24 protein-coding genes, 1 pseudogene and 1 riboswitch are annotated in these 20,720 nt (G+C 54.8%); of the genes and pseudogenes, 16 read left to right on the top strand and 9 right to left on the bottom strand.

The genetic code is table 11. From position 1 onward, the window contains the following. Positions 1–358 precede the first annotated feature (358 nt). From VIN76_RS12485 to VIN76_RS12475, 3 genes are read left to right on the top strand one after another with little or no spacing between them, the layout of a single operon-like run. Positions 359–1,810, top strand: coding sequence for a cytochrome ubiquinol oxidase subunit I (locus tag VIN76_RS12485; RefSeq protein ID WP_332042179.1), 1,452 nt, complete (start codon positions 359–361; stop codon positions 1,808–1,810). Further along, a complete protein-coding gene (gene cydB / locus VIN76_RS12480; RefSeq protein WP_332042323.1) occupies positions 1,810–2,805 on the top strand; it encodes a cytochrome d ubiquinol oxidase subunit II in 996 nt (331 codons plus the stop codon). The genes VIN76_RS12485 and cydB overlap by 1 nt, the downstream gene beginning before the upstream one ends. Next, on the top strand, positions 2,805–2,939 hold the full coding sequence (locus VIN76_RS12475; protein ID WP_332042178.1) for a DUF2474 domain-containing protein: 135 nt from the start codon (positions 2,805–2,807) through the stop codon (positions 2,937–2,939). Before cydB ends, VIN76_RS12475 begins: the two co-directional genes overlap by 1 nt. Here the strand turns inward: VIN76_RS12475 and VIN76_RS12470 are convergent. Then, positions 2,905–4,005 carry a PepSY-associated TM helix domain-containing protein gene (locus tag VIN76_RS12470; RefSeq protein ID WP_332042177.1) on the bottom strand — a complete coding sequence of 367 codons (1,101 nt, stop codon included), beginning with the start codon at positions 4,003–4,005 and terminating at the stop codon, positions 2,905–2,907. The two genes, VIN76_RS12475 and VIN76_RS12470, sit on opposite strands and share 35 nt — an antisense overlap. Next, a complete protein-coding gene (locus tag VIN76_RS12465; RefSeq protein ID WP_332042176.1) occupies positions 4,002–6,155 on the bottom strand; it encodes a TonB-dependent receptor in 2,154 nt (717 codons plus the stop codon). Before VIN76_RS12465 ends, VIN76_RS12470 begins: the two co-directional genes overlap by 4 nt. Positions 6,156–6,418: 263 nt before the next feature. Between VIN76_RS12465 and VIN76_RS12460 the strand changes: the two genes are divergently transcribed. The 11 genes and pseudogenes from VIN76_RS12460 (at position 6,419) to VIN76_RS12405 (ending at position 15,374) form a co-directional block, all read left to right on the top strand. After that, on the top strand, positions 6,419–6,721 hold the full coding sequence (locus VIN76_RS12460) for a DUF1153 domain-containing protein (RefSeq protein ID WP_332042175.1): 303 nt from the start codon (positions 6,419–6,421) through the stop codon (positions 6,719–6,721). A 142-nt stretch (positions 6,722–6,863) separates the two neighbouring features. Next, positions 6,864–8,033: an EAL domain-containing protein gene (locus VIN76_RS12455; protein WP_332042174.1), complete on the top strand. Its 1,170-nt coding sequence runs from the start codon at positions 6,864–6,866 to the stop codon at positions 8,031–8,033. 70 nt (positions 8,034–8,103) lie between these two features. After that, a riboswitch (TPP riboswitch) is annotated at positions 8,104–8,214 on the top strand. Between the two features lie 39 nt (positions 8,215–8,253). Continuing rightward, positions 8,254–10,176, top strand: a complete 1,923-nt coding sequence (thiC, locus tag VIN76_RS12450; protein ID WP_332042173.1) for a phosphomethylpyrimidine synthase ThiC — start codon at positions 8,254–8,256, stop codon at positions 10,174–10,176. Between the two features lie 3 nt (positions 10,177–10,179). Then, positions 10,180–10,412: pseudogene (locus VIN76_RS12445) on the top strand (DUF4160 domain-containing protein). Next, a complete protein-coding gene (locus VIN76_RS12435) occupies positions 10,396–10,656 on the top strand; it encodes a DUF2442 domain-containing protein (protein ID WP_332042171.1) in 261 nt (86 codons plus the stop codon). Before VIN76_RS12445 ends, VIN76_RS12435 begins: the two are co-directional and overlap by 17 nt. Positions 10,657–10,726: 70 nt before the next feature. Further along, positions 10,727–11,371, top strand: coding sequence for a hypothetical protein (locus tag VIN76_RS12430; protein ID WP_332042170.1), 645 nt, complete (start codon positions 10,727–10,729; stop codon positions 11,369–11,371). A 79-nt stretch (positions 11,372–11,450) separates the two neighbouring features. Then, complete coding sequence (locus VIN76_RS12425; protein ID WP_332042169.1) at positions 11,451–11,855, top strand: DUF1801 domain-containing protein; 405 nt, start codon at positions 11,451–11,453, stop codon at positions 11,853–11,855. A 294-nt stretch (positions 11,856–12,149) separates the two neighbouring features. Beyond that, positions 12,150–13,022, top strand: coding sequence for an HAD family hydrolase (locus VIN76_RS12420; protein WP_332042168.1), 873 nt, complete (start codon positions 12,150–12,152; stop codon positions 13,020–13,022). Beyond that, positions 13,019–13,666, top strand: coding sequence for a hypothetical protein (locus tag VIN76_RS12415; RefSeq protein WP_332042167.1), 648 nt, complete (start codon positions 13,019–13,021; stop codon positions 13,664–13,666). Before VIN76_RS12420 ends, VIN76_RS12415 begins: the two co-directional genes overlap by 4 nt. A gap of 448 nt (positions 13,667–14,114) precedes the next feature. Further along, a complete protein-coding gene (locus VIN76_RS12410) occupies positions 14,115–14,849 on the top strand; it encodes a hypothetical protein (RefSeq protein ID WP_332042166.1) in 735 nt (244 codons plus the stop codon). A 117-nt stretch (positions 14,850–14,966) separates the two neighbouring features. Next, a complete protein-coding gene (locus VIN76_RS12405; RefSeq protein WP_332042165.1) occupies positions 14,967–15,374 on the top strand; it encodes a DUF6632 domain-containing protein in 408 nt (135 codons plus the stop codon). A gap of 26 nt (positions 15,375–15,400) precedes the next feature. On the opposite strand, the gene VIN76_RS12400 is transcribed toward VIN76_RS12405, so the two are convergent. From VIN76_RS12400 to VIN76_RS12390, 3 genes are all read right to left on the bottom strand, one after another. Further along, positions 15,401–15,550 carry a hypothetical protein gene (locus tag VIN76_RS12400; RefSeq protein ID WP_332042164.1) on the bottom strand — a complete coding sequence of 50 codons (150 nt, stop codon included), beginning with the start codon at positions 15,548–15,550 and terminating at the stop codon, positions 15,401–15,403. 76 nt (positions 15,551–15,626) lie between these two features. Continuing rightward, a complete protein-coding gene (locus tag VIN76_RS12395) occupies positions 15,627–16,076 on the bottom strand; it encodes a DoxX family protein (RefSeq protein WP_414696356.1) in 450 nt (149 codons plus the stop codon). Further along, the gene (locus tag VIN76_RS12390; protein WP_332042163.1) at positions 16,073–16,774 is read right to left on the bottom strand and encodes a hypothetical protein; all 702 of its coding nucleotides are present in this window, start codon (positions 16,772–16,774) and stop codon (positions 16,073–16,075) included. Before VIN76_RS12390 ends, VIN76_RS12395 begins: the two co-directional genes overlap by 4 nt. Positions 16,775–17,103: 329 nt before the next feature. Here VIN76_RS12390 and VIN76_RS12385 point away from each other — a divergent pair, with 329 nt between their 5' ends. After that, entirely contained in the window at positions 17,104–17,310 is a 207-nt protein-coding gene (locus VIN76_RS12385) for a cold-shock protein (RefSeq protein ID WP_332042162.1), read from the top strand. A 134-nt stretch (positions 17,311–17,444) separates the two neighbouring features. Here the strand turns inward: VIN76_RS12385 and ung are convergent, their stop codons facing one another. After that, positions 17,445–18,158, bottom strand: a complete 714-nt coding sequence (ung, locus tag VIN76_RS12380) for a uracil-DNA glycosylase (protein ID WP_332042161.1) — start codon at positions 18,156–18,158, stop codon at positions 17,445–17,447. Between the two features lie 117 nt (positions 18,159–18,275). Between ung and VIN76_RS12375 the strand changes: the two genes are divergently transcribed. After that, the gene (locus VIN76_RS12375) at positions 18,276–18,680 is read left to right on the top strand and encodes a GFA family protein (protein WP_332042160.1); all 405 of its coding nucleotides are present in this window, start codon (positions 18,276–18,278) and stop codon (positions 18,678–18,680) included. Between the two features lie 12 nt (positions 18,681–18,692). Here VIN76_RS12375 and VIN76_RS12370 read toward each other — a convergent pair whose 3' ends face one another. From VIN76_RS12370 to VIN76_RS12360, 3 genes are read right to left on the bottom strand one after another with little or no spacing between them, the layout of a single operon-like run. Continuing rightward, positions 18,693–19,469: an enoyl-CoA hydratase gene (locus tag VIN76_RS12370; RefSeq protein ID WP_332042159.1), complete on the bottom strand. Its 777-nt coding sequence runs from the start codon at positions 19,467–19,469 to the stop codon at positions 18,693–18,695. Continuing rightward, positions 19,469–20,293 (bottom strand): SDR family NAD(P)-dependent oxidoreductase, encoded by an 825-nt coding sequence (locus VIN76_RS12365; protein ID WP_332042158.1) that lies wholly within the window; start codon positions 20,291–20,293, stop codon positions 19,469–19,471. The genes VIN76_RS12370 and VIN76_RS12365 overlap by 1 nt, the downstream gene beginning before the upstream one ends. Before the next feature lie 60 nt (positions 20,294–20,353). Next, entirely contained in the window at positions 20,354–20,671 is a 318-nt protein-coding gene (locus tag VIN76_RS12360) for a DUF3297 family protein (protein ID WP_332042157.1), read from the bottom strand. Positions 20,672–20,720 lie beyond the last annotated feature (49 nt).

Genomic DNA, 20,720 nt, shown 5'->3' with positions numbered 1-20,720 from the left:
TAACATTCCAGAGCTAAGCGGTAAAAAGGCTGGTCCGCGCGACAGGTTGAACCTTGGCGATATTTCGTCGGGGACAGGGAACATTCTACCGGATAACGTGAAATATTATTACAAAGACTTTGATGCCCGCAAACGGATTTCGACCAAGAATCCTGCTTCCATGATAGGGAATCACAGACAAATTAGATAAAATTACAGGGTTTTGGCTATAGATCGTGAATGTCCAAATTCATAAGTTGCAAAATATGCAACTATGCTATTCGACTTATGCAGCCTTACTCGATTGTAAAAAAAAGAAATATCGCGTATCGAAGTCAATATATTTGAAAATCGGTCCACCTAAAGGGGGCAATAGACGATGTTCGAGCAATTTGACGCTGTAATGCTGGCACGTATTCAGTTTGCGTTTACAGTTAGTTTCCATTTCATTTTCCCCGCATTCTCTATTGGTCTTGCCAGCTATCTGGCTGTGCTGGAAGGGCTTTGGCTTAAAACCGGCAAACAGCTCTATATGGACCTGTTCAAATATTGGCTGAAAATATTCGCTGTCACCTTTGCCATGGGAGTCGTGTCCGGAATCGTACTGTCCTATCAGTTCGGAACCAACTGGGCGGTCTTTTCGGATAAGGCAGGGCCGATTATCGGGCCGCTCATGGCCTATGAAGTGCTGACGGCCTTTTTCCTGGAAGCCGGTTTTCTGGGCGTCATGCTGTTCGGCATGAACAGGGTGGGCAAGAAACTCCACTTCACCGCGACATTGATGGTGGCGATTGGGACGTTTATTTCCGCTTTCTGGATTTTGAGCGTGAATAGCTGGATGCAGACGCCTGCGGGATATGATATTTCTGCCGAGGGGCAATTTGTGCCGGGGGGCAGTTGGTGGAACATCGTGTTCAACCCCAGCTTCCCTTACCGTTTGTTCCATACGTTGATGGCGGCTTATCTGACCACCGCCTTTGTGGTGGGCGCAGTTGGGGCGTGGCATTTGCTGAAAGACAAGACCAACGCCCATGCGCGCAAGATGTTTTCGATGGCGATGTGGATGGCCGCTCTGGTCGCTCCGGTCCAGATTTTTGCGGGCGACCTGCACGGACTGAATACGCTGGAGCATCAGCCCGCAAAGGTCATGGCGATGGAAGGCCATTATGAAAGCCATCCCGATGGTGCGCCGCTGATCCTGTTCGGTATTCCCAACAGCGATGAAAAGCGCATTGATTATAGTATAGAGATTCCCAAGCTGTCATCGCTGATCCTGAAGCATGACCTTAACGCACCATTGGACGGGTTTGATACCATTCCGGAGGCGGATCAACCGCCCATGGGCATGGTTTTCTGGGCATTCCGGATCATGGTCGGCATCGGTTTCCTGATGCTGGGCATCGGATTGTGGAGCCTGATCGCACGGGCGCGCAAAAAACTATATGACTGGCCCACGCTCCACCGCGCGGCCATCGTGATGGGGCCAGCGGGCTTTGTCGCGGTTATCGCAGGGTGGATCGTCACCGAAGTGGGGCGGCAACCCTATACGATCTATGGTCTGCTCCGCACGGCGGATAGCGCATCGCCGCTGGCAGCGCCTGCCGTCGCAGTCTCGCTGATCGCCTTCATCATCGTCTATTTCGTCGTCTTCGGTATCGGCACATGGTATATCTTGCGCCTGATGAAAGCGCCGCCAAAAGCCGGTGAAAAAGGGGTGAAATCGACCGAGAAGGGGCCGGTTCGCACGGCGGGTATCATGCCGGGGCCACCCGAATATGCCGCATCGACGATTGTACCCGTGACAGATCCTGACGGAAAAGGAGAAGCATGATGGATTTAACCGTTTTATGGGCCTTCATCATCGCGTTTGCCGTCTTTGCCTATGTTGTGATGGACGGGTTTGACCTTGGCATCGGCATATTGTTTCCCGTGTTCAAAGTCGGTGACGAGCGGGATCAGGCAATGAACTCGATCGCGCCGGTGTGGGACGGTAACGAGACATGGCTGGTGCTGGGCGGCGGGGGTTTGCTCGCTGCGTTTCCGCTGGCTTACTCGATCATACTTCCGGCGACCTATCCGCTGATTATCATCATGCTGCTCGGCCTTATCTTTCGCGGGGTTGCCTTTGAATTTCGCTGGCGTGATCCGTCCCACCGAAAATTCTGGGACGCGTCTTTTACCGCCGGGTCGCTTGCTGCGGCGATGGCGCAGGGCATGACACTGGGCGCGATATTGCAAGGGGTCGAGGTTGCGGACCGCGCTTATGCCGGTAGCTGGTTTGACTGGTTCACGCCTTATACGTTGCTGACCGGACTGGGCACGGTTGCGGGCTATGCACTGCTGGGCACGACATGGCTGATCTGGAAAACCACCGGCGGCACGCAAAAGGATGCTTACCGGCTTGCCAAACCGGCGGCGGTTGCCACGCTTGTCCTGATGGCGGCGGTCAGCCTTTATACGCCCTTCCTGGGCGCGCAATATTGGCAGCGCTGGTTTGAGATGCCCTATATCCTGTTCGCCGCGCAAGTGCCGCTGCTCGTCCTGATCCTGAGCTATTTCCTGTTCCGCGGTCTGTTCAAGGGGCAGGAAGTCGCACCTTTCCTGATCTCGTTAGGATTGTTTTTCCTTGGCATGAGCGGGCTTGGTATATCGATGTTCCCCTATATCGTGCCGGACCAGGTCACGATCTGGGATGCGGCGGTTCCCGAAAGCAGCCAGATATTCATGCTGATCGGGGTGGTGCTGACCGTGCCGTTGATCCTTGCCTATACCGGATGGACCTATTGGGTGTTCCGCGGCAAGGTCGGAACTGACGGGTATCATTAATGGCCCTTACGGATAAACAATCGGCCGATAACGATCCGTTGTGGAAACGGTTGTTATGGATGGCGGCGATCTGGCTGGTGAGCATCACCGTGCTGGGCGTCATTGCCTATATATTGCGGCTGTGGATCGCTTAGCCTTTGTCGGTGTGGCCGTCCGGCGAAACCAGAAGCTCCACACGGCGAAAGTGCCAAGCAGCGCGAGTGTCAGCCCCGTAAAAGTCTGCACTATCTTGTAAATGATACCGCCAACCTTGGCCGCGTGCAGAGGATAGACGAGATTGGAAAGTTTTGACCCTTGCGGCAGGGCAAGCGCATCGACGGTTCCGATGATTTCGGAAGTCCGGCCATCAAACCAGACCATTGTCCGGCCATTATTATGCCATTCGCCGGGTTGTTTCAGGCGGATGGTTACAGGATCGCCTTCCTTTCGCGGAAAGCTGGCTATACGCACCACCGCGCCCGGAAAGCGTTCCTGTGCGCGGGTCATGATAAGGTCCCACCGGGCATTATCAGCCGGGCCAGACATGATTTCCGGCTTTGCAGCCGCCGCTTCCATCTCGGCTGGCGATGAGAATGGACTTAACAGCACTGCGGATACCGGGGGCAGGGTCATCATCGCGCCGGTCAGCATGGTGAAGAACAGGAACGGCGCCAGCACAACGCCCAGATCACGGTGCTGCCTTATGATTGCGGGCCGCGTCATACGCGCGGGCCATAGTCGGAATTTGAAAGTCTTGCGCGTAGGCCACCATAATATCAGGCCGGTAATCACGAAACCGAGGCCAAATAATGCCGCAATACCGGCCAGCGTCTTTCCCGTGTCCCCCATCAGCAAATAATGGTGGAAATCAAACAGAGCGACCTCCGCACGGTCCCAGATGCTGCTCCATGACGCTAATGCGGTTCCGCTGGCATCTGCGTAAAACCCGGATTCCGGGCCCGTGTTGACCGTGTGGACGGGAACATCGTCATTTGCAAAGCGGATATATTTAACTTGCCTGTCGGAATGCTCGATAATCTGCTGCGTTACGCTTGCCAGTTGCGCCGGGTCGTTGGTGTAGGCATTGCCGGCCACCGGAACGGTAAGCGCAATCCATGCGCCTTTCCATAACAGGAACGTCCCGGTAAGGCCGATCAAGGCCAGTAACAAACCTATAATCCCGCCTGTCCAGCGGTGGACCCAGGCAAGCGCTTTTATCAAAAACGCCAGTCCCAACCCAGCGTCACTGTCCGCCCGCGTCCCGCATAAAAGCGGGCGTCATCCGTCGTTCGCACCGTGTCGCTGTCATAGGAAATATAATATTCATCGAACAGGTTCTGCGCGCTGAGGCTGAATGCACCCAGTCCGGTTTCATACCGCACTTGCGCGTTGAATAATGTATAGCCATCAAATTTGGCGCTGTCCGGTTGGCCCACAAAACTGCGCGGCAAATAGAATTGCGCCTGCGCCACGGCAGAGAACGGCCCGGTTTGATAATTGGCGGAAAGGTTGAAGCGGTCCGGCGAAATATTGCTGCCGTCCAGATCGTCATCGACCCGCCCATCACCATCGGTATCCACCCGCCCGGCAAGGTCGCTATAACCAATGCCGAGTTTCAGGCCGGGAACCGGCGTTTCCACGCCAAGGTTGATTTCGATGCCTTCAATTTCAACCGCTTCGCGCCGCAGGTCGAAAATACCGTCGGCGTTGAGCACAAGCCGCTGTCCGAAATCACTGGAGGACCAGAAATAGGTGACGCTGGCATCCAGCGGCCCGCGTTTTACTTCCAGACCCAGTTCGCGGTTGTCGGAAATAATCGGGTTCACATCAAGGAAGTTGTCGATATCCACGCCCGTCGTGTTGATACCACGCAGGATGCGGCCAACATCGGGAATGGTATAGCCCTTGGTATAGCTACCATAGGCGCGGATGCCCTTGACCGGTTCAATGATGACCCCGACATTCGGCAGGAATTCGTCAAACTTCGGATTGCCGCCCGCAACCATCGTGTTGCCCGCGCTGGCAAGGGTCGTGAAATCATCGACTTTCAACTCGGCATTTTCCCACCGTACACCGCCAGCCACGGTCAGCAGCCGGTCGAACAGGCCCAGATTGGCCTGCACAAAGGGCGCAAGGCTTTGAAATTCGGTTTCCGGAACCCATGTCCGGTCGGTCTGGACAAGAACCTGTTCGGTCCGGTCAAACAGGGCGTCAAATCCGGCGGTTAGCGTCAGATTGTCAATCAGCTCGCGCTCGTAGGTTATCTTACCGCCCAGCTTGCGGGAGCGGTTGGCGGACTGGTCAAACAGCGTCCCCACTGTGGCGATGGCGGGGTCCTGAAACGTAGCGGCCATGCTTCCGCCAAATATATCGCGGGACCGGTTGAAAAAACCCTGAAGCGTGAATGTGCCGCCGCCCAGATTATCATCTGTCACTGACAAAGAGATAAGCTCGTTCCGGTTGGACGCAGGCACGCCTGGCGTTGTCCCGCGTACGGATGTTGATGGAATGCCGTTTTCCCGGTCACCATCGACAGGAACATAATTGGCATTGCTTTCCAGGCTGAAGCGATTGGCGACCAGTTCAATGCGCGCGCTGTCGGAAAGCTGGTATCCGAACCGCCCAAAGATAGAATAGCTGTCACTATCCTGAATCTCGCCCTGGGTTGTATCGACCCCGATGCGGTTGCCATGGCCATCGAAAAACGCACCGCGCCGTTCAAATGTGGCGCCGATGCTGGCATCGAATGCGCCGGAGCGATAATTGATAAGAGCAGCGGCTTTCCCGCCAAAACCTTCGTCCTTGAATCCGCTATCGGCAGAGGCTTGCAGCAATGTCCGTCCGCTGATGCCGTCCGCTTCGGGTGCGCCGACCAGCACCTGGTTAATCACGCCGCCGGTTGCGCCGATTCCTTGCAGGGCGTTGGAGCCGTATATCAACTCAATCCGGTCCACGAAAAACGGATCAAGTGTATGACCATCGCGTGAACCGTTCCGGATAGGTGTGGTCTGCGGCACGCCGTTAATGGCAAAGAGAGGCGAGCGCCCCCGCAAACTTTCGCCTGATCCGGTCAGTTTCTGGCGGGTCGGTGAAAAGGAAGGCACAAGCGCAGAAATAGCATCGACCGTTGATCCGCTCATCGCCACCTGGTTTGTCAGTTCCTGGCTATCGACAATATTGACCGTAATCGGCAGCGCGCTGATCGGAAGGTTCGTCCGCGTGGCTGTCACGACGATTTCTTCCCTGCCGGACGTGCGAGTCTCTTCGTCTAACGCATCCCCGTTTTGCTGGGCCATTGCCGGCGCGCTGTGCATGGCAAAAACCAATAGACCAAGGCCAGTTGTGCGGTGAAGATGCGAAAAACGATTCATGATGACAGGATTTCCCTTTTACCTTGATCTTTATGAGAATGAAAATGCGAACTATTCTCATAAGCAGGAATCGTCAAACATTTTTATGTGATTTTTCGCGGCCGGTTTCGCGTCTTGGCGCTTTTATGACCAGCCGTGGCATTAAGATCGGCGTTAAGCGCTATTAACCACGAGAATAAAGATGCGTTTAACATTTTCGGCCCATTTTCATGGACGGGCATAGGAACAGGGTAACGCCGGAAGGCAGAATAAAGAGGTTCCGTATGAAACATGTTACAATATCAAAATCAAAAGCCACCAGAGTTATCGGCCCACTAGGAGATGCACTTTCAGAACATGACTTACCGCCAGCAAATACCAGACGCTGGGTTATACGCCGCAAGGCAGAGGTCGTCGCAGCCGTCAATGGCGGGCTGCTCACCACCGATGAAGCGTGTGAACGCTATAACCTTTCACTGGAGGAACTTATTTCATGGCAACAGGCGATCCACCGTTCCGGTATGGGCGGTTTGCGTATCACCCGTTTGCAGGAATATCGTGACAAGCTTCAAGATGTCGATGCGTGAAGCCCGTCAGTGGTAAAAGGCGGGCGATCCAGATAGAAACAGCTGGTCGTCCCCGCCCATTTTCAGCTTTCCGATTTGACTTTTCGCGCGGCAGGGTGCCGTCTGCGAATCCCCCGATCCCCCAACCTATGGAGGTTATTCCATGTCTATAGCCCCAACGAAAATTAAAGCCGCAACCCCTACGACAGCAAGTGCCAAAGTCATTGTTGTTGAAGAAGAAAACGCACTATCCCGGTCCCTGCAGGATGATCTGGAAGCACATGATATTGCCGTCGCCTGTGTATTTTCCAAACTGGACGAGGAAGCCAGCCTGGTCTTTGGCGCGGATGCGCTGGTCATTGATCCCAAATCCATGCGCGAAAACGGACGCGACCTGCTCGACCGTTTTTCGGGGCTGCGATCTTCGCTTCCGGTGATATTGACGCCCAATCCCAAGGATAGCGGCGATGACCTTGCCTTTGATGGCGCCAGCACGATCCAGCACCTGCAAAAACCCTATTCGGTTCCGACACTGTGCAATCTGATTGGCCGGATGGCGGATGTCAGCGGCCATGCGGTAAATGATTTCGACTATGTGACTGCGCTGGTCGAAACCGACCGGCTGTTGCCCAATCTGTCCGTCGAGTTCCAGTCGAAACAGTCTTTGAACAGCGGAAAAATCGTCGGCTATGAAGCACTGACCCGGATAAAGACGCGGCGCGCGCTGAACCCCGCGATCATCTTTTCCGATCTGGTCGATGTCGCGGTAGAGGTAGAGGCAACGCTGGTTGTGGTCGATGAATCGATCCGCCTTGCGACTGCTCTTGCAAGGCGCGGCAAAACGGTTCCGGTGTCGTTTAACTGCAGCGCCATCCTGATGACCTATCGCCGCTTTGTCGATGCGCTGATTAGCCGGCTCAAAAAGGCGGACGTGCCGGCAAACACGCTGATGCTGGAGATTACAGAGGAATCGCGCGTGGTCGATGTGGACCGGCTCGCCGCTGTTTGTCATAGTTTGCGCGGTCACGGGCTGAGCATTTCGATTGATGACTATGGCACCGGCCTTGCCAATCTGGAACGGATTGCAAAGATCCCTTTCGATGAGCTGAAGCTCGACAAGACGATATTCGACGCCTGTTATGAAGGCGACCTTCCGATGTCGCTGCTAACCTCGATGCTGGATTTCTGCCGCAGCCGCAAAGCGCGGTCGGTGATCGAGGGTATCGAGACCAAGCATCATCTGGCCCAGGCGCGCCTGCTTGGTGCCGATTTTGGTCAGGGCTTCTACTGGGGCTGCGCCGTGCCGCCAAAATATTTTGTGCCCGGTTGGTGAGGGGCCGTCTTTTCTATCACAAACGTTAATAAACTTCGCTGGACCTTCTGACCGAGGGGCATTACCATGTGCGTCATCCCCGGGGAGCCTGTTCGCGACAGCAGGTTGAGAGCGGAATAAACCGCGACCCGTTGAACCTGATCCCGTTAACCCGGGCGGAGGGAGGGAGCGGTATTTAGCACAATCCCGCCTCTTCGCTCCGCTATATGGAGTAAAGAACATGGCTGACATCCCCGCAAAGACCGAAATTGGCGTGACCACTGGCCCGATCCGTGGCTCGAAGAAAATCCATGTCGCAGCGCATAGCGGCTCCGGCATCCGTGTGGCGATGCGGGAAATCCATCTGGAGGGCGGGGAGGCCCCGGTGCGCGTTTATGACACGTCCGGCCCCTATACCGATCCCGATATGTTGATCGACATTAACGCTGGGCTGCCGCAACTGCGCCGCGGGTGGATCGAAGCACGCGGGGATGTGGAATCCTATGACGGGCGGGAGATGAAGCCAGAGGATAATGGCCAGCTTGGCCCCGACCGCAGCGGCGGTGTCCCGCAGTTCCCGCATGTCGTGAAGCGGCCCCTGCGCGCAAAGGCAGGTGCAAATGTCTCGCAAATGCATTATGCCCGCAAAGGCATCATCACTCCGGAGATGGAATATGTTGCAGAGCGCGAAAATCTGGGGCGCGATCGGCTACGCGAATATAATCGCGACGGCGAGAGTTTTGGCGCCAGCATCCCCGATTATGTCACGCCGGAATTTGTCCGCGACGAAGTGGCGCGCGGCCGTGCGATCATTCCGAACAATATCAACCACCCGGAATCCGAACCCATGGCGATTGGCCGCAATTTTCTGGTCAAGGTCAATGCCAATATCGGCAACAGCGCGGTGGCGTCCGATGTCGCAAACGAAGTGGACAAGATGGTCTGGTCGATCCGCTGGGGCGCGGACACGGTCATGGACCTGTCCACCGGTCGCAATATCCACGACACGCGCGAATGGATCATCCGCAACTCCCCCGTGCCCATCGGGACCGTGCCGATTTATCAGGCGCTGGAAAAAGTCGGCGGCGTGGCCGAGGACCTGACCTGGGAAATCTTCCGCGATACACTGATCGAGCAAGCAGAGCAGGGCGTGGATTATTTCACCATCCATGCCGGTGTGCGCCTGCCTTATGTGCCGATGGCGGCCAAGCGCGTCACCGGGATCGTGTCGCGCGGCGGGTCGATCATGGCGAAATGGTGCCTTGCCCATCACAAGGAAAGTTTCCTTTACGAGCATTTCGACGACATTACCGAAATCATGAAGGCTTATGACATTGCCTATTCGCTGGGCGATGGCCTGCGCCCCGGCTCGATTGCCGATGCCAATGACGAAGCGCAGTTCAGCGAGCTTTACACGCTGGGAGAGCTGACTCACCGCGCATGGAAATCCGATGTGCAGGTGATGATCGAAGGCCCCGGCCACGTGCCGATGCACAAGATCAAGGAGAATATGGAAAAGCAGCTCGAAGTCTGCGGAGAGGCACCATTCTATACGCTTGGGCCGCTAACCACCGACATCGCGCCCGGCTATGACCATATTACCAGCGGCATCGGCGCGGCGCAGATCGGTTGGTATGGCACCGCGATGCTGTGCTATGTCACGCCCAAGGAGCATCTGGGCCTGCCCGACCGCGACGACGTGAAAGTCGGCGTTGTCACCTACAAACTCGCCGCCCATGCTGCCGACCTTGCCAAGGGGCACCCGGCGGCGCAGGTCCGCGATGATGCGCTGTCCAAGGCGCGGTTCGAGTTCCGCTGGCGCGACCAGTTCAACCTGTCGCTCGACCCCGACACGGCGATGGAATATCATGACCAGACCCTGCCTGCCGAGGGCGCAAAGACCGCGCATTTCTGCTCCATGTGCGGCCCGAAATTCTGTTCGATGAAGATCAGCCAGGAAGTCCGCGACTTCGCCAGCAAACAGAACCAGAGCGCGGAAGGGTTTATCTCCTCCGAAAAACTGGGCGCAGAAACCGCCGCCGCCAGCAAGGCCGCCGCCGAAGAAGGCATGCGCGAAATGGCAAAAGTCTATAAGGACAAGGGGCAAGAGCTATACCTGCCCGCGGACGAGGTGAAGGAGGCCACGCAAGAACCGGCGGAGTAAACCATGCCAACCGTTTTGCGGATCAATGGCTACCGGTTCTACTTTTACAGCCACGAACCCAATGAACCGCCGCATATCCATGTGGACAAAGGCTCCAGCTCGCTAAAGCTTGGCTGGAGCCGGTTTCACTGGCGCGTAATATCGGCTTTCGCCCGCACGAGATTAATGGCATATTGAAGCTGGTCACGAATAACCGCACGGAGATTTTGGAGGCATGGCATGAATATTTCGGCTAGAATAACCGATGAACGCGTCGCCGACGTGCGGTGCAGTGAAGACAGCCTTATCGTCGACCTGATGGATGGCCGCACTATTTCTGTCCCGCTGGCATGGTATCCGCGCTTGCACAATGCGTCAGCGGAGCAGCGCAGCCACTGGGAAATCGCAGGCGGCGGCTATGGCATCCACTGGCCCGATATCGACGAAGACTTGAGCACCGAAGGCTTGTTACGCGGAGCGCCAGCACCAAAAGCGGCTTAGAGAGAGGCCCAATAGAGAGAACCGGCGGAATGACCACCCCGCCAACAATCACGGAACCTTTCGCGCTTTTGTGCGTCGCACATATATGGGAAAGCTGTTTCTGACAAAACCGCGTGCTGCGGTGTCGCTCGCCTTCATGCCGCTGGCTTTGCTGGCCGCTTGTTCATCGCAGACGCCTGATGATGCTGATCCGGCGGTGGAGGATGAAAACTCCGCCACTGCACCGGCTCCGCCCATGGCAAGTGAGCCGACAGCCCCCGCCCCCGCTGATGAAACCGTTCAACCCGCGAATATATTGACGCTGAAAGGGCTGGGCGACCTTCGCATTGGGGAGGCTGTTCCCGAAGGAAGTAGCTGGGCAGAGAAGGGCGCGCAGGTGTCGGAAAGCTGCCGCGTGCTGACCTCTCCCGACTATCCTGGCGCCTATGCGATTGTCGAGGAGGACAAGGTCCGCCGCATCTCGCTGGGTCAGCGCTCCACGGTCAAGCTGGCCGAAGGCATTGCCACCGGCGACAGCGAAGCCGATGTCAAAAAGCATTTCCCATATCCCGAAACACCGCACAAATATGTCGAGGCCCCGGCCAAATATCTGACATCGCCCGATGCCGATAGCGGCCGGCCAGCCCTCCGCATAGAAATCGGCCGCGAGGGCAAGGTCAACCTGATCCACGTCGGCACCATGCCGGTGCTCGGCTATGTCGAGGCCTGTTCATAGACTTCGCGTGAGTTGGCAAGCCTTGGGCGTTACGTTTCGGGGGAATAGCCGAGACACGGACAGGCAAGGAGCAAGGAACATGGCGAAACCCAGACTTCTCTCCGGCGGCAATCCGCAAATCCCGCTGGGCTATGGTGACGGGCCGGTGCAGGACTATATCGACGCCGTGCCCGGATGGAAACAGGATGTGGTCCGGTGCGTGGACGAAATTGTGACCAAAACCGTCCCCGACGTGAAAAAGGCGGTGAAGTGGAACTCCCCCTTATACGGCGTGAAAGAAGGCGAATATTTCCTCAGCTACCACTGCTTTGACAAATATCTGAAAGTCTGTTTCCACAACGGAGACGATCTGGACCCGCCGCCGCCCGTCGATTCAAAGCAAAAGGGCATCCGCTACCTGCATATCAAGGAAGGCGACGAGATCGGCGAACAGTTCACCGACTGGGTAGAGCAATCCAGCAAATTGCCCGGCGATAAAATGTGATAAGGGCAGTGCAAGGCGGCGAGTGAAACAGGCGAAGCGCACCGACAAGAACATCCCGCCACCCCAAGCCCGCCTAACCCCCAACCCAAACGCCCCCGTCATTCCCGCGCAGGCGGGAATCCAGCTTTGTTTTGGAAGGATTGGTAGATGGATTTCCTTGTGTGTGGGAGAAGGCGGTGTGAGCGGTGCGTTATAATTGCGAAGTTGTGAAAGATATGGGAGAGGTGAACTAACCAGTTAAGAGAATTGTGAATCTTTCGTATCAATGCCGCTAAAATCAGTAATGGGACTGCAATGCAAAACAAAACTCTAGCTGTTGTTGATTTCGACAACACGCTCTTCGATTGGGTGCACGTATGGTACAGCTGCTTCAATGCAATGATGCAAGAAGTGGAGCTTATTACAGGTTTGAGTGTCGAGGATCTAGCGGATGAAATCCGGCCAGTTCACCAAGAGCACGGCACTTCGGAATATGCATTTTTGCTCGAAGCCCTTCCTAGCTTGAAGCCGTTTCTTGGTGAAAAAGCAGCATCGGAGGTTTTTTCCAAAGCGATTAGAGCATTCAGATCAACTCGAAAAAAGGAATTAAGGCTTTACCCGACGGTCGCAGACACGCTGCTTAGGATCAAAGGAGCTGGCTCTCGCATCGCGATCTACACTGAGTCACAGAGTTTTTATAGCTTCTATAGACTTAAGCGATTGGGTTTGGATGGCGTAGTAGATAGAATATATACGCCTCCGGATCATGAAGTCCCAGAAGATTTTATCGCAAATGGGGGGCGTCATTACTCTCGAAATTTTTATCATCTCAGGCATACAGAACACCATCACACACCTGTTGGAGAGTTAAAGCCCAATCCTCATCTATTATCACAAATCCTTACCGATTTTGATGTGGCGAAAAGTGAAGCAGTGTACATTGGAGATAGTCGACAAAAGGATGTAGCTATGGCCACAGATGCTGGCGTCGATTATGCTTGGGCAGCATATGGTGAAGCTCAGGACACTCATAAGTATGAGCTCTTAAAGCTCGTTACTCACTGGACAGATGATGATGTTCAGCGTGAGAATGAAATTCGTTCACGAAAAGTGAATGCTGATATTATATTGGAGAAGGAAATGTCTCAGATTTTTGAACATTATAAATTTGCTGAGTATCAGCAGTGAGCACAGCTCCAAAGATTGAGAACGCAGCATTAGCAATGGATGCATGGAAAAAGGTCGTACAAACTCAAGAACATTTTAATGAGATTTGTATGAAAGTCCGCACACTTTACGCGACGGTCTTGGCAGCCATTTTGTCATTATATGGCGTTTTTTTGAAAGACTCAAAAGATCATGAATTAGAGATACTTGGCTTTTACTTCGATCCATTATTATTCGTAACACTAGCTGTTTTTGTAACAACAACATTGTTCTATTTTGTTGATAAGGATTGGTATCATCGTTTGCTTATGGGAGCAGTTGCACAAGGTACAGTGATAGAAGAACGGTGGGGAAATATCTTGCCGGAAATAACACTTGGATCAAAAATTTCTCAACATAGTCCTGTAGATATATCGGATAAATTAGCGCTAGTTGGGTTTCTAAAGCTCTTTGTAAATGACGAGAGGTTCAAAAAGACCGGTAAGCTTCACTCTGTTGCTAAAATTCAGGTTTTTTATAAACCGATTCAATGCTTATCTTTTTGGTTCTTTGTCATCTTATGCATTTTTGGTGGTATCCAATATGAGGGTCGCTCTCTTGCGGGATGCCTTTACCAGTGGTCAACAAGCCAACAGTTAAGTATATCAGCTAACAGAGGAGCATAGAGAGAACGCGATACTTTTGCTGATTTGATACCTAGAGAAGCCTCAACTCCACTCGTCATCCTGAACTTGTTTCAGGATCTATCGGGTGTTGATGCGCCTTTAAATGGATCCTGAAACAAGTTCAGGATGACGGTGTAGGTGTTCAGGGTGAGGTGTAGGTGTTCAGGATGATGGCGTAAGTGTTCAGCATGGTGGCGTAAGTGTTCACGATGACGGTGTAAGTGTTCCGGGGTGACGGTGTGGGTATCTGGATGACTGCGTAGCCGTTCAGAATGATGATGCGCCTATCAGGAACAACGCCGCACCTATAAAAAAGCCGACTCCATTCGCTCCATTCACCCCGCCCAAAAAAAACGCTGTCCTACATATAACCAAATAGGTTATTCCACCTCACATGGAAAACCAGAAACACACAGCTCACCCTTTGTCTTCAACCTCTAGCGCAGATATGCTGCCTGATGATCCGCTTTTTGAAGAAGCGCATTATCCGGATGATGCTCGCCCGCTTGCCTGGCATGATGCCCCGCCCGATTTTGGGCCCGACCCTGCGCCTGACCTTTCGCCTCCTTTATCGGCGGAGCAGGGGGCAGGCTCGCCGCTTGCGGTGCGCTCGTCCGCCCGGGAGGCTCCGGCCCGCGGCGATGCGCGCGATTTTGTTCCGGCGGAGCGGGAGAGGCAGCGCTGCGATGGATGGACGCCGCAGCGGCAACGGGATTTTATTGGCATGCTGGCGGATACCGGCTGCGTGAGCGAGGCAGCGAAATCGGTCGGTATGTCGGCCAGCGGCGCCTATCAGCTTCGTCGCTCGCCAGAGGGGAAGGCTTTTGCCTATGCGTGGGAAATGGCGATGGCTCAGGCGTCCCGGCGGCTGGTCGATGTGGCGTTTGAACGCGCGGTGAAGGGCGTGGAAGACCCCGTATTCGACCGGGACGGGCAGTGCACCTATGTCCGGCGCAAATATAATGACCGCTTGCTGATGTTCCTGCTGCGTGCCCATAATCCCGCGCAATACGGGACGGGCGACGATCGGATTGTCGACCTTGATGATCGGGAGGATGTAGAGGACTGGTCCAATGGCTACACGCCGCTCACCGCCGCGCTGGAAGTGATCCACCCCACGCTTGAAGATAATGTTGGTGAAGCTGATAGCAAAGCCACCGAAAATCCGAAAATGGCGGAATAAAAGGCTTCCTTGGTGTGAAGTTAGTGAAGTTAGCGCGTCATCCCCCTGCGGATAAATTGCTTTTTACCCGAAAAAAAGGCATAAAGCTGGCCGGGGGGCTCCTTTAGGGAGGCATTTATGATGGGTCGTTATAGCTTGTTACAGGCCGCGCTGGTGCTGTTTGGAGTGATCTTCTGTTTAATTTACCCGCTTGCTCTGGTCTGGCCATCCGGTTGGATGTGGCACGAAGGCGCGCCGGTGGCTTCGCAATATTACATGATGATCGTCGGGGTTTACGCGGTGCTGGGACTGTTCCTGATCCGCGCTTCGGCCAATCCGTCGGAGCATCGCTCGCTAATCTGGTTCACAGTCTGGTCCAGTGTGGTTCATGCCGGGATCATGGCTGTGCAATCACTGCAAAATCCGGAACATATGGGACATATGATGGGCGATGTACCGGCCCTGTTGCTGGTCGCCATCGTTCTGGGCGTGTTGATGCCACGGGGGGACAGACGGGTTGACCCGGTTATTTTGCCTGACGGCTGATGCTTGCTGTGTTTACGGATAGTTAGCTAGGTCAGGGCGGGAATGATCCAGGCAAAAGTCATGACCCCCAGCGCAAGTAACAGGGATATTCCCAATACCCAGCGCACGCCCTGCGGCGTGGTTTTGTTGCTGGCTTCTTCTTCTGACACTTTGATCTTTTCGCCGTCTTTTTCCATTATTTTCCTCCGGAAAGCTAAGGAAAAACCTTTCTATCATAAAAGGATGGTTCATGAAAGGAGAGCGGGGGCGTTCCTAGCCTTTACGGAACGGCCAGTCGATAACATTACCGGCAATCAGCGCCCACCAGATGAAAACCGGCTGAAACAAAAGGCGCGGGCCATGATAGGCCCAGCTCGCGGTTTCGCCGCCAATCGCGATATTGCCAAGCGCGTGATTGATATTGGCCGGATAAACACACAGCGCATAAAGCGCGAGGCCGATTCCCGCGGCATAACGGATATGCGGCACAATCCGGGGCGGGATGAGGAGCCCAATGGCGCCTGCAATCTCTGCAACGCCAGTGAAGAAAATGACCTGCTCCGGAAACGGAACCCAGCCCGGCGTGATCGCCAGAAAGCCGTCCGGGCTTTGAATATGGGCTATGCCTGCGATCAGGTAGATGACGGACAGGAGCAACCGGAAAAACCGGTGCAGATAGGAGTTTTTGACATCCCCGTCCAGCGCCGGACCTGCCGGGTTCAATCCCCCCATGGCGGCGGCGGAGCGGGCACAGGCTGGGTCAGGTCAAACTCGACCCGGAACAGGCGGCCTTCCTCTGTTTCAGAGACCGGCGGGCGGCGCAGTTCATAGGCAAAGCGGGCATCATCCGTGCCCGGCGCGCTGACCTCTACTGCCCAGATATTGGTGACAGACTGGTCCAGCCCCTCGGCTTTGAAAAGAGCGATGGATTCGTCATCGACCGGAAACTCCTGACGCCCCGCAGTGCCTTGTGACGCGGTATCGCCGCCATAATTGGTGGAGCTGTCCAGCGATCCGTCCTCATGCCGGTGGCGGTGTTTCAGGCGCAGTCCGGTCTTGTCACCGTCCTCTGTGCGGGTGATGATCCAGGTGCGAGAGCGGTCCCACGCGCCATCCGCGCCTTCCGATTCGGAAGGGCCGACATGGAACGGGATCTGGATTTCGCTCTGGCTACAGTTGGCGACATGCACAATCATCGGCCGGTCCGCCATATCCGCATCCACGGCCTGATCGGAAACCATCTGGCCCGAATAAGCCTTGCCGCACAGCTTGGACAAGCGGTCGAAAAAGAAAACATCCTGCGGGGAGGGATCAGGCGCCACCGGCGCTTCATCGGGCTGACACCCGCTCAATACGGCGGATAATGTCATCGCGGCCAAAGCGGCGAAAACGGGGCGGGAAGTTCGGACAGCCTGTTTCATAAGGTCAATCGTGACACATTACGGGCTGTTCGGCAAAGGGAAATGATAGTATCGGCAGCATTGCAAAAACGGTCGATGATCCGGTTTCAACGCCCGAAAGGCTCGCATCGCCGTATCTGCTGCGTGCCGGGTGACATGAAGTTTGCCAAGTGGCCCATTTCCTGTTATAGGCCTACTCAGCTAATAATCGCGTACGACGAAATTCTTGTCTAAGGGCTGGTAAAACAGCCTGCATACTCTTTTTTCCTTTTTCTCGACGTTGGCGACCCCGTCTGGTTCTGCCATTTTGTAGAGTCAGACATAATTAAGTTATGAATAGGAATAAGAATATGCCTACAGGCACAGTAAAATTTTTCAACGCCGACAAAGGCTATGGCTTTATCGCTCCTGAAGATGGCGGCGACGACAGCTTCGTGCACATCACAGCCGTTCAGGCTGCTGGCATGCAGTCGCTCGAAAAAGAGCAGCGTTTGACATATGACGTTGAAACCGGAAACAATGGCAAGAAAGCAGCTGTAAATCTTCAGCAGGCTTAACGCTGTTGGCCATTAATTGGCCGGTAGAAATTTTAAAGGGGCGAGAGTGCGTAAAGTGCTCTCGCCCTTTTTTTATGTCCTACACGCGGTGTGATGTGTAAGGTGGCTCCGCTATTGATGGGGTAATCAGGAAACTAAGCGGGCGGCAAAGACCAGTCTATCGGGGGCAGACCGTTTTGTTCCAGAAACGCATTGGTCTTGCTGAAATGCCTGCATCCGAAAAAGCCGTTATGCGCCGACAGCGGGGAGGGGTGAGGCGCTTTTAGCACCAGATGCTTGCCGCCTTCCTCCACGCTTTTCACGAATGCCGCTTTCTTCTGCGCATAGCTGCCCCACAGCAGGAACACGACGGGCTCGTCCTTGGCCGCAATCAGGCGGATGATGGCGTCGGTAAACTGCTCCCACCCCTTGCCGCGATGCGATGCCGCCTGGCCTTGCTCGACCGTCAACACGCTGTTGAGCAGCAACACGCCCTGCTTGGCCCAGGATTCCAGAAAGCCGTGGACCGGGCGCGCCATTCCGATATCGCTTTCCAGTTCCTTGTAGATATTGACCAGCGAAGGCGGGGGACGCACTCCGGGCTGGACGCTAAAGCACAGCCCGTGCGCCTGTCCCGGCCCGTGATAGGGATCTTGCCCCAATATAACGACACGGACCTTTTCAGGCGGAGTCAGGTCCAGAGCGCGGAAATATTCGCTGCCCTTTGGGAACAGGGTTTTCCCCGCCTTGCGCTGCTCCATTAAAAAGCCGCGCAGGTCCGCCATATAAGTGCTGGAAAATTCGGGCACGAGCGGCGCTTTCCAGCTTTCATGCAATTTGATGCGATCACTATCGGTCATGTCGTTCATGTGGTTCAAATAGCAACTTGGCGCTATTAGGCAATAAACGCATTTGGCAACCCCGTGAAATGAACCTTTACGGGATTGGACTTATCTGCAAGAAAATTGCCTTAAAGGAGAGTGAAGATGACGATGACGGGGCAATGCCTGTGCGGGGCCGTAAGCTATACTATCAACGGGGAGCCGAAAATGTCCGGCGTCTGCCATTGCAAGAACTGCCAGCGGCAATCGGGCAGCGCCTATTCGGTGCTGTTTGGCGTTACCAATGACCAGATTGATATCAAGGGCGACCTGACAACTTATGAAGATACCAGCGAAAGCGGGAATCTTGTCGAGCGGCACTTTTGCGGAAAATGCGGTTCACCGGTTCTGACGACATTGCCCACGCAGCCCGGCTTCACCTTTGTCAAAGCAGGCACTCTCGATGATACGACTGTTCTTGCCCCGCAAATGCATTTCTGGACTAAAAGCGCGCAAAAATGGGTCACGATTGAACCGGACATGCCGCAAATAGAAGGCAATCCGGGATAGGGCCGCGCTTAATCAGCCTTTCAAGTTTCGTCCCCGTTCGATCACAGCCAGTCGGCGCTGTTCGACTTCTTCGGCGCTGACATGGCTGTTATAGCTATCGGTAACCTCTTTTTCCAAAGCCAGCGCGTCTTTGAAATTGCGGTCATAGCCGTCGCGGATAAGCTTTTTATAGGTCTTCATGAATCCCGGATCAATGGTCGCCATATCGGCGGCCAGCGCTTGTGCCGCGGGCATAAGTTCTTCGGGAGCATAGACATGGTTGACCAGACCCCAGCTACAGGCTGTATCGGCGTCCAGAAACTGACCGGTAAAGCTCATCTCGCAGGCGCGTGACAGGCCGATATAGCGGGACAGTTTTTGTGACAGGCCCCAACCGGGAATGATGCCAACACGGGCATGGGTGTCGGCAAAGCGGGCATTGGTCGATGCAATCCGCACATCGCAGGCCAGCGCGAGTTCAAAACCGCCGGTGACAGCCACGCCGTTAATTGCGCCGATTACCGGTATTTCAAGGTTTTCAAGCGCTTTGCAGGGATTGCTAAACGGTTTCTGGTCCGTCGCAGGGCCAAGGCCGGATGAGCCCAGTTCTTTTAGATCAAGTCCGGCGGTAAATGCCCGCTCACCCGCGCCGGTGACAATCACCGCGCGGATATCGTCATCCTCCGCAATGTCCTGGCACGCCTCAAAAAAAGCACCGCGCAGGGCATGGGACAGGGCATTCATGGCTTCCGGCCGGTTGAGGGTGATGGTTGCAACCCCGTCCGCTTTTTCAAGTAGGACCAATGTCATTAATCGTCTTCTCCTGCTTCATATTTCTCGGCAATTTGCGCGCCCATAGTGGCGGTTATCCCGAACAGTTTTTCCGGATCGCTCTGCCGCAACTGCGCGAACATCAGCTCCGGACCCTCCGCAACAATCAGCTCCGGCACTTTATTGGCAACCGCTTCAACAATCTGGCGCGCGCATTCTGATGGCTCCATACCATTGTCGATTACTGCGTCGGATTTTTCGCGTCTGCTACCATCTTTGGTGAGGGCGTTGCGGGAAACATCGGTGCGGATGGAACCGGGTAATATATTGGTGACATGGATATTATGGCGCTTCTCGGTTTCCGCACGCAGGGCGTCCATATAACCGATCAACCCGTGCTTGGCCGCGCAATAGGCGGTGCGCAGCGGGACGCCGACGCGGCCCGCCACCGAGCTGATCCCGACAATATGACCGCCGCCCGCGCCGATCATGTGCGGCAGCAATAGCTGGGTCAGCCATATCGGGGCGAGCAGGTCAACATTCACGATCCGGCTATGGACATTGGGGTCGGTATCAAGCGCCAGGCTGCGCTGGCTGATCCCGGCATTGTTGATCAATATATCAACTTTGCCTTTCCATTTCCACGCCTCGGCAACCTTGTCGGGCAGGGCGTCAAAATCTGTGCTTTCGAACGGCAGCAACAACGTATCGGTTTCGATATCTGCCGCCACCGTTTCCAAAGCATCCAGACGCCTGCCGGACAGGATGATATGGGCGCCTTCACCGGCAAATGCCTGTGCCAAAGCGGCGCCTATCCCTGATGAAGCGCCGGTGATCCAGACTATTTTATCGGTAAAAGCCATCCCCTATATCCTTTTATTATATATGCGGTGCCTTTTTCAGGCACCTTGTCATTAAGGTTTTTAAGCGTCTTTTTTAATCTTGGGCGCATCGTCGCCCAGATCTTCAAACCAGGCCTCGACATCGCCGTTCAGCTTGATCAACAGGGGATTGCCTTTGCGATCAAGTGTTTTACCTGCCTGCACTTTGACCCAGCCTTCGGACACGCAATATTCCTCGATATTATGCTTGCGCTCTCCGCGGAAATTGATGCCGATGCCGCGGCCCAGCATTTCGCCGCCGTAAAACTTGCTGCGCGGATGGATGGCAAGACGATCGGGGGGTGTAGCCGGGCCGGTATCTGCCTGATTTTCGGTTTCAGACGATTTTTCTTCATTCATGGAGAGTGATTCCTGTTCTGTCGGTATGTTGTTTGGCTCATTTCTTCAT

Origin of the sequence: Parasphingorhabdus sp. (genome assembly GCF_036568145.1) — a bacterium.
In the GTDB taxonomy this organism is placed as follows: Bacteria; Pseudomonadota; Alphaproteobacteria; order Sphingomonadales; family Sphingomonadaceae; genus Parasphingorhabdus.
This window is presented reverse-complemented; position numbering and strand designations above follow the sequence as displayed.